Annotated in this window: 7 protein-coding genes and 1 pseudogene; 7 read left to right on the top strand and 1 reads right to left on the bottom strand. The window is 64.0% G+C overall.

All coding sequences use genetic code 11. The features are described from left to right. Positions 1–23 precede the first annotated feature (23 nt). Positions 24–929, top strand: coding sequence for an NAD(P)-dependent oxidoreductase (locus ACILRA_RS15450; RefSeq protein ID WP_395662977.1), 906 nt, complete (start codon positions 24–26; stop codon positions 927–929). A 151-nt stretch (positions 930–1,080) separates the two neighbouring features. Here ACILRA_RS15450 and hemB read toward each other — a convergent pair whose 3' ends face one another. Continuing rightward, positions 1,081–2,070, bottom strand: a complete 990-nt coding sequence (hemB, locus tag ACILRA_RS15455; protein ID WP_395662973.1) for a porphobilinogen synthase — start codon at positions 2,068–2,070, stop codon at positions 1,081–1,083. 329 nt (positions 2,071–2,399) lie between these two features. On the opposite strand from hemB, the gene ldtR reads away from it, so the two are divergent. From ldtR to ACILRA_RS15485, 6 genes and pseudogenes are all read left to right on the top strand, one after another. Continuing rightward, positions 2,400–2,915 (top strand): transcriptional regulator LdtR, encoded by a 516-nt coding sequence (gene ldtR, locus ACILRA_RS15460; protein WP_395662978.1) that lies wholly within the window; start codon positions 2,400–2,402, stop codon positions 2,913–2,915. 199 nt (positions 2,916–3,114) lie between these two features. After that, positions 3,115–4,986, top strand: a complete 1,872-nt coding sequence (locus ACILRA_RS15465; protein ID WP_395662974.1) for a L,D-transpeptidase family protein — start codon at positions 3,115–3,117, stop codon at positions 4,984–4,986. A gap of 195 nt (positions 4,987–5,181) precedes the next feature. After that, positions 5,182–6,567 carry a serine hydroxymethyltransferase gene (gene glyA, locus ACILRA_RS15470; RefSeq protein WP_395662975.1) on the top strand — a complete coding sequence of 462 codons (1,386 nt, stop codon included), beginning with the start codon at positions 5,182–5,184 and terminating at the stop codon, positions 6,565–6,567. A 220-nt stretch (positions 6,568–6,787) separates the two neighbouring features. Beyond that, the gene (gene nrdR, locus ACILRA_RS15475) at positions 6,788–7,267 is read left to right on the top strand and encodes a transcriptional regulator NrdR (protein ID WP_111199283.1); all 480 of its coding nucleotides are present in this window, start codon (positions 6,788–6,790) and stop codon (positions 7,265–7,267) included. Next, positions 7,257–8,309 carry a bifunctional diaminohydroxyphosphoribosylaminopyrimidine deaminase/5-amino-6-(5-phosphoribosylamino)uracil reductase RibD gene (ribD, locus tag ACILRA_RS15480; RefSeq protein WP_395662976.1) on the top strand — a complete coding sequence of 351 codons (1,053 nt, stop codon included), beginning with the start codon at positions 7,257–7,259 and terminating at the stop codon, positions 8,307–8,309. The genes nrdR and ribD overlap by 11 nt, the downstream gene beginning before the upstream one ends. Before the next feature lie 115 nt (positions 8,310–8,424). Further along, a pseudogene (locus ACILRA_RS15485) lies at positions 8,425–8,646 on the top strand (riboflavin synthase); the annotation flags it as partial.

Raw genomic sequence — 8,646 nt, forward strand, 5'->3', positions numbered from 1 at the left:
TCATTGCCCTAGGAGGAAGCATCATCAAAAGGGAATCTGGAATGCGTGTCGCGTGGATCGGACTTGGCGTCATGGGGTATCCGATGGCGGGGCATCTCGTCACCCGCGGCGGGCTCGATGTGACCGTTTACAACCGGACGGCTGCCAAGGCAGAGAAGTGGTCTGAGGCCTTCAAAGGCCCGAACCACCCAACCCCGGCAGACGCCGCGCGCGATGCCGACTTCGTCTTCGCCTGCGTCGGCAACGACGATGACCTGCGCGAGGTGACGATCGGCCCGCAGGGCTGCTTCCAGAGCATGAAGAAGGGTGCGGTTTTCGTCGATCACACCACGGCCTCCGCCCTCGTGGCGCGTGAACTCCACGCCATGGCGAAGGCGAAGGGCCTGGGCTTCGTCGATGCGCCCGTCTCGGGCGGCCAGGCGGGCGCCGAAAACGGGGTCCTCACCGTGATGTGCGGCGGCGATGCGGATGATTACGCGAAGGCCGAGCCCCTCATCACCCATTTCTCCCGCATGCGGAAGCTGCTCGGACCCGCGGGCTCCGGCCAGCTCGCCAAGATGGTGAACCAGATCGCCATCGCAGGGCTGGTGCAGGGCCTGGCCGAGGCGGTCAACTTCGGCATGAAGGCGGGCCTCGACATGGAGGCGGTGGTTGAGGTGATTTCCAAGGGGGCGGCTGGCTCCTGGCAGATGGAGAACCGCCACAAGACCATGATCCAGGGCAAGTTCGACTTCGGCTTCGCCGCCGACTGGATGCGCAAGGATTTGGGGATCTGCCTTGATGAATCCCGCCGCAACGGCGCGCCACTTCCCGTCACGGCGCTGGTCGACCAGTTCTACGCCGAGGTGCAGAAGCTGGGCGGCGGCCGCTGGGACACTTCAAGCCTGATCGCGCGGCTCCAGAATTTGGATCGCAAGCAGCAGGGCTAGCGGAACGAGGCCCTCATCCGGCCTGCCGGCCACCTTCTCCCATCCTTCGGACGGGAGAAGGGAAAGCTGGGAGATGCTTATCCCCTTCTCCCGTCGCAACGCGATGGGAGAAGGTGGCCGAAGGCCGGATGAGGGCTCTTCGCCCAGCCACTCAGCCCTTCAACCCCTTCGCCACCTCAACTGCAAAATACGTCAGCACGCCATCCGCCCCGGCGCGCTTGAAGCTCATCAGCGCTTCGGGAACGACCCGCTTGGGATCGAGCCAGCCATTGTTGCAGGCGGCCATGATCATCGCGTATTCGCCGGACACCTGATAGGCGAAGGTCGGCACGTGGAAGGTCTCCTTCACGCGGCGCACGATGTCGAGATAGGGCATGCCGGGCTTCACCATCACCATGTCGGCGCCCTCGGCGAGGTCGAGGCCCACTTCGCGGATTGCCTCGTCGGTGTTGGCGGGGTCCATCTGGTAGGTGCGCTTGTCGCCGGTCAGCGTGCCGGACGAGCCCACGGCATCCCGGAAGGGGCCGTAGAAGCCGCTCGCATATTTGGCGCTGTAGGCCATGATCTGCACATGGGTCAGCGCCTTCGCCTCAAGCGCCTGGCGGATGCGGCCGATGCGCCCGTCCATCATGTCGGAGGGCGCGATGATGTCGCAGCCGGCTTCAGCCTGCACCAGCGACTGGCGCACCAGCGCATCGAGGGTCGCGTCATTGAGGATCTGGTCGCCCTCCATCAGCCCGTCATGACCATGGCTTGTGTAGGGATCGAGTGCGACGTCGCACATGATGCCGATTTCCGGCACCGCCTGGCGGATGGCGCGCACCGCCTGGCAGACGAGGTTGTTGGGGTTGAAGGCCTCGCGCGCATCGGGCGTGCGCAATTCGCGCGCCGAGTTGGGAAACAGGGCCACGGCGGGAATGCCGAGGTCTGCCGCCTCCTTGACCTTGTCGACCAGCAGGTCGACGGAATAGCGCGTCACACCCGGCATTGAGGCGACGTCCTCGGTGCGGTTCTGCCCGGCGATGACGAAGACCGGCCAGATCAGGTCATGCGCGGTGAGCGTGTTCTCCCGCACCATGGCGCGGGACCATGCGGTGCGGCGGTTGCGGCGCATGCGGAGGGCGGGGAATGCTGCTGTCATGTCAGGTCCATTTGTCATGTGAGATGAATAACAAGACTTGACGCCCGCGCGCAACCGGATGGCCCTGCGGCGATTGGCAGATGCGGTAGCCGTTCTTGCGGGCCAGCCTTCACAATGCCTTCACCCTGTTTGTCAGCACCGCGTCAACCGGCTTTGGAAAGACTCTGGTAAGCCTGCCGGAGATTGCTCCAAATATCTGAAACTATAAGCATATGTTTACTCAACCCATTGAGCGGGCCTTAAAGACTGGCCCCCTAGTTTGGGACCTGCGCACAGGGGAATGGACGACAGAAACCATCCCCTTCGAGCAAGAGGGTTAGGTGATGAATATGCAGACTGAGTTGAGGGGGGGCCTGCGCCCTGCCGCCGGGGAGGCGAGGGGCAATCCGGTCAAGCCAAAATATCTCGATGCCCTGAACCTGATCGAGCGTCTGCACCGGCGGCTGCTCGACGTGATCAAGGACGATTTCGAGCGGCATGGCGAACCGGAGGTGAACCCGGTGCAGGCGCTGCTGCTCTACAACATCGCCGATGCGGAACTGACCGCGGGCGAACTCAAGACCCGCGGGCACTATCACGGCTCGAACGTGTCCTATAATCTCAAGAAGCTGGTCGAGACCGGCTACGTCCATCATGAGCGTTCATCCACCGACAGGCGCTCGGTGCGCGTGCGCCTGACGCCCAAAGGGCAGGCCATCCGGAACCGTGTCGATGCGCTCTACAACCGGCAGATGCAGGCCGTCGAGCATCTCGTCGGGCTCGATGCCGTGGAACTCGACCGCATCAACAAGGCGCTCACCCGCCTCGAGCGTTACTGGACCGACCAGATTCTCTACCGTCTCTGAAGCGTTTACCCCTGCAAAGCCGAAGGGCCGTGCCGTGGCTGGGAAGCCACGGTGCGGCTCTGACGTTGCTGTGTTTTGACGAGCCTGCCGGTTTGCTGCTAAGGGGAGGTTCTCCGGAGAGAGATTCAGGAAAATGAGGGATTTGATGCGTTTTTGGGCGTTCGGCCGGTCTGGAAAAGCTCTGCGGAGCATGTCTCTCGTGATCGCTCTGGCCCTGGCCGCCGTGGCGGCCTCTCCGTCTTCGCTTCGTGCCGAATCGGATAGTCCGGGCGCAAACCAGTTCCAGAAAAAGAAGAAGCTGTTCTCCTCGACCCGCCAGACCAGCAATGCGAACACCACGCATTCGCAAGCCTCGGGCGGTAAGGCGACCACCGAGACCGCCATCCTGAACGATGGCAGCGTTGCCCCCTTCATCACGGCTGACAGCCCGGCGGCCATCCAGGCGATGGCCGACAAATACGCCGCAATCGTCTCTGCAGGCGGCTGGCCGCGCCTTCCCAAGGGCAACCAGAAGGTGGGTGCCAAGGGCAAAAACATCGCGATCCTCAATCAGCGGCTCTCCATCGAGGGCTACCTCACGGTTGGTGATGCGCAGGGTGAGGTGTTCACCAGTGCGACGGAAGAGGCGCTCAAGAAGTTCCAGCGCAACCACGGCCTTGCAGTGAGCGGCCGGGTCGACGGGCCGACGCTCCTGGCGCTCAACGTGCCGGCCGATCGCCGCCTTTCCACCATCAGGGCCAACATTCCCCGCCTCGCGGAATATTCCAAGGACCTGGGCAACCGCTACATCGTTGTCAACATTCCCTCCCAGCAGATCGAGACGGTGAGTGACGGCAGGGTCTTTTCACTCCACAACGCCATCGTCGGCCGGCCGTCGAGGCCCACGCCCGTGGTGATGACGCCACTCACCATCGTGCGCTTTAACCCATATTGGAACGCGCCCGCGTCAATCGTCGAGAACGACATCCTGCCGCGCATGTTGTCGAAGGGGCCCTCCAAGATCATGCGCGAGATGAACATGAAGGTGTTCGACGGCGTGGGCGGCCCCGAGATCGACCCCGATGACGTGAACTGGCGCCGCGTGCAGGTCGACGACTATCACTTCCGCCAGGAGCCCGGCGGCAGCAACGCAATGGCCACGGCCAAGATCGAGTTCAACAGCCCCTTCGGCATCTACCTGCACGATACGCCGGAGCCGCACCTGTTCAACACCGGCAGCCGCTTCTATTCGTCGGGCTGCGTGCGCGTTGACGGCGTGGCGATCATGATCGACTGGATCCTGCAGGGCCAGGACGGCATCGACCAGGCGCGCATCGCGCAGTTGGCCGAGACCAAGGAGCGCCTCGACACGACGATTGTGACCCCGCCACAATTGCGCGTGGCCTATCTCACGGCCTGGCCCGCCAATGACGGAATCGCTGCTTTCCGGCCGGACATTTATGAACTCGACGGCACCGGCTTCGTCGTCGGCCAGCCGCTGCCCGACGGCGAGAAGATCGACGGTCAGCGCTATGTGCTGAAGCCCATTCCGCGCTTGCAGCAGGACATCGACACCAACGATGGCTTCGGCTTCGCCTCGCTGTTTGGCGGCGGCAGCAGGAAGGACAGCCTGATCAGCACCAGCTCAGCCAACAAGGCCAAGAAGGAGGCCGAGCGCAGGAAGCTCGAGAGGGAAAAGCTCGCCAAGCAAAAGGCGGCCGAGAAGGCGAAGCTCGCCAAGAAGAAGGCTGACGAGAAGGCGAAACTCGCCAAGAAGAAGGCAGACGAGAAAGCGAAGCTCGCGAAGAAGAAGGCCGCCGATAAGGCGAAGCTCGCGAAGGCGGACACCAAGGACGCCAAGACCAAGAAGGTCGTGAAGAAGGACACCGCCACGGCTGCGGCAAAAAAGCCGGATGCCAAGACGGCAGCCGCCGCGAAGAAGGACGAGAAGCCAAAGGCCGCCGCGAAAAAGGCGCCCGATTGCAAGGCCGGCACTGATGGCAAGCTGCCCGAGGGCTGCAAGGCGGCCACCACAAAGAAGCCTCCGGCGAAGCCCGAAGCCGCGGCGGAGAAGACGGCATCAGCCAACTGAGGCGCAAATTCTTGAAGTGAAGATTGAGGGGGCGGATGTTTCTTCCGCCCCCTTCTTCGTTGTGATTGCCGCTGTGAACCGCAGGCCTGCCGCTCGCCGCCGCGCTGCCATCTAGCCAAAGAGGTATCTGGACCTCTGTGAGGCAATCTGCCAATGGCGGATCAGCGTATGAAGTGCCGTTTAGGGGATGATCAAATGGCCAGGAAATCTGTGAAGAAAACCGCAAGCAAGGCGAAGCCCAAGGCAAAGGCCAAGGCAACCGCCAAGGCGGTGAAGAAAAAGCAGCCGGTGAAGGCAGCGCGCAAGCCGCTGTTCCCCGGCTTCTTCAAGGATGCACTGGCCAAATCGGACCCGAAGATCGCCAAGGCCATCGCCCAGGAGCTCGGCCGCCAGCAGCATGAGATCGAGCTGATCGCCTCCGAGAACATCGTCTCCAAGGCGGTGATGGAGGCACAGGGCTCCGTCATGACCAACAAATATGCGGAGGGCTATCCGGGCCGCCGTTATTATGGCGGCTGCCAGTATGTGGACATCTCCGAACAGCTCGCCATTGACCGCGCCAAGCAGCTCTTCAACTGCTCCTACGCCAATGTGCAGCCGCATTCGGGCGCAACCGCCAACCAGGCGGTGTTCTTCGCGCTCCTGCAGCCCGGTGACACCTACATGGGCCTCGATCTGGCCTGCGGCGGCCACTTGACCCATGGCTCGCCCGTCAACCAGTCGGGCAAGTGGTTCAAGGTCGCGCCCTACAAGGTGCGTGAGGACAACCACCTGATCGACTATGACAAGCTGGCCGAGCAGGCACTCGCCGTGAAGCCCAAGCTCGTCATCGCCGGCGGCTCCGCCTATCCGCGCATCATCGACTTCAAGCGCTTCCGCGAGATCGCCGATTCGGTGGGCGCCCTGCTGATGGTGGACATGGCGCATTTTGCCGGTCTCGTGGCGGGCGGCGTGCACCCCAATCCGCTCGACTATGCGGATGTGGTAACGACCACGACCCACAAGACGCTGCGCGGCCCCCGTGGCGGCCTCATCCTCAGCCGCAATGACGACCTGGGCAAGAAGTTCAACTCGGCCGTCTTCCCCGGCCTTCAGGGCGGCCCGCTCGAGCATGTGATCGCCGCCAAGGCCGTGGCCTTCGGCGAGGCGCTGAAGCCCGCCTTCAAGAAGTATTCGAAGGCTGTGGCCGACAACGCCCGCGTCCTCGCCCAGGCGATGATCGACGGCGGCTCCGACCTCGTCTCCGGCGGCACCGACACGCATCTGATGCTGGTCGATCTGCGCAAGAAGGGTGTGACCGGCAAGGCCGCCGAACAGTCGCTGGGCCGCGCCTTCATCACCTGCAACAAGAACGGCATCCCCTTCGATCCGGCCCCCTTCACCATCACCTCGGGCATCCGCCTCGGAACACCCGCGGGAACAACGCGTGGCTTCGGCGCGGCGGAGTTCCGTGAGGTCGGCGCCCTCATCAACGAGGTGCTCGATGGCCTCGCGAAGAACGGCGAGGAGAAGAACGGCAAGGTCGAGAAGGCCGTAGCCGCCAAGGTCAAGAAGCTCACCGGGCGCTTCCCGATCTATTGAGCGAAGGGGCCCTCATCCGGCCTTCGGCCACCTTCTCCCATTGCTGCGCAACGGGAGAAGGGAAAGCTGTAACATGATTATTCCCTTCTCCCGTCCGAAGGATGGGAGAAGGTGCCCGACAGGGCGGATGAGGGCCTCTCTCCGCGAGTCCGGCCCCCCTTGACCCCGCCACCCCGCTCCCCCAGAGATGGTGCATCCTCAACCTTTGAGTCCCCATCCCTTGCGCTGTCCTTTCTGCTCCAACGAAGAAACCCAGGTGAAGGACAGCCGTCCCACCGAGGACGGCACGGCCATTCGCCGCCGCCGCTATTGCCCGGATTGCTCCGGCCGCTTCACCACCTTCGAGCGCGTGCAGCTGCGCGAGCTGATGGTGCTGAAAAAATCCGGCAGGCGTGTTCCCTTCGACCGTGACAAGCTGATGCGCTCGATTCAGGTGGCGCTCCGCAAGCGCCCGGTGGACCCGGAGCGGGTGGAGCGCATGGTCTCCGGCATCGTCCGCCGTCTCGAGAGCCTAGGGGAAAGCGAGATCAAGTCCGAAACCGTCGGCAAGCTCGTCATGGAGGCGCTCAAGATGCTGGACGACGTGGCCTATGTGCGCTTCGCCTCCGTCTACAAGAACTTCCGCGAAGCCAAGGATTTCGAGGAGCTCTTGGGCGAACTTTCGGGCGAGGACGACAACGGCGAGACCGGTGACAACTGACGATGCCCGCTGGATGGACAACGCGCTGCGGCTTGGCCGCCGCGCGCTGGGCACCACGGCGGAAAACCCCAATGTCGGCTGCGTGATCGTGAAGGACGGCCGGCTCAAGGGCGTGGGCTGGACCCAGCCTGGCGGCAGGCCCCATGCCGAAACGCAAGCCTTGGCGATGGCGGGCGAGGGGGCCCGCGGCGCCACGGCTTACGTCACGCTCGAGCCTTGCGCGCACCATGGCCGCACCGGCCCCTGCGCTGAAGCGCTGGTGAAGGCGGGCATCGCCCGCGTCGTCACCGCCATCGAGGACCCGGACCCGCGCGTCTCAGGTGGCGGTCATGCCATCCTTCGCCAGGCGGGCATCGCCGTTGAGACCGGGCAGGGCGCGGAGCAGGCCCGCCGCGACATGGCGGGCTTTTTCACCCGCATCCTCAAAGGCCGCCCGCAAGTCATTCTGAAGATGGCGGTTTCCGCCGATCACATGATCTCCGGCGGGGTGGGCCAGCGCACCGCGATTTCGGGGCCTGAGGCGCGCGCCCGCGTCCACCTGCTGCGCGCCCAGTGCGATGCCATCCTGGTTGGCATGGGCACCGTGCTGGCGGATGATCCGGAACTCACCTGCCGCCTTCCCGGCCTCGAAAGCCGCTCGCCCAAACCCTTCGCGCTGAGCCGCACGGGGCGCCTGCCGCCCGCCTCCCACCTCGCCCAGAGCGGCGCCGAGGTCCTGCGGGCAAGCGTGCCGGAGGTGCTGGCGGAACTTGCCGCCCGCGGCATCAACCGCCTGATGGTCGAAGGCGGCGCCCGCGTGGCGCGCAGCTTCCTCGAGGCGGGCATGGTCGATCAGTTTCACCTGATCCGGGCGAAGAAGAGCCTCGGCAGCGGCGGCGTGGCGGTTCTCGCAGGCCTGCCGCTCGATCAGGCATTGCAGCCATTCCAGATGGTCGAGCAGGAAAGACTTGGGGACGATCTGCTGACGGTCTATGAAACGTCTCAGCAAGAATCCCCTTCTCCCGTCCGCAGGATGGGAGAAGGTGGCCGACAGGCCGGATGAGGGCTTCCCTCCACGAGTCCTGCCGGTTGAAAGAGGCCCTCATCCGCCCTTCGGGCACCTTCTCCCATTGCGGCGCAACGGGAGAAGGGGAAGATCTTAAGGTTCGCAAAACGTCATGTTCACTGGCATCATCACTGACATCGGCACCGTCCGCGCTGTCATCAAGGCGGGCGATACGCGTTTCGAGATCGTGACCGCCTATGACCTCTCGAGCGTTGACCTCGGCGCCTCCATCGCCTGCAATGGCTGCTGCCTCACCGTCATCGAAAAGGGGGCGAATTGGTTCGCCATTCAGGCCTCTGCCGAAACCCTGTCCAAGACCACGCTGGGCGGCTGG

Origin of the sequence: Aestuariivirga sp. (assembly GCF_044239095.1) — a bacterium.
Taxonomy (GTDB): domain Bacteria; phylum Pseudomonadota; class Alphaproteobacteria; order Rhizobiales; family Aestuariivirgaceae; genus Aestuariivirga.

Bases quoted from the DNA above. Each gene is read 5' to 3' on its own strand.
- hemB (WP_395662973.1), bottom strand. From the start codon at position 2,070: ATGACAGCAGCATTCCCCGCCCTCCGCATGCGCCGCAACCGCCGCACC.
- ldtR (WP_395662978.1), top strand. From the start codon at position 2,400: ATGCAGACTGAGTTGAGGGGGGGCCTGCGCCCTGCCGCCGGGGAGGCG.
- glyA (WP_395662975.1), top strand. From the start codon at position 5,182: ATGGCCAGGAAATCTGTGAAGAAAACCGCAAGCAAGGCGAAGCCCAAG.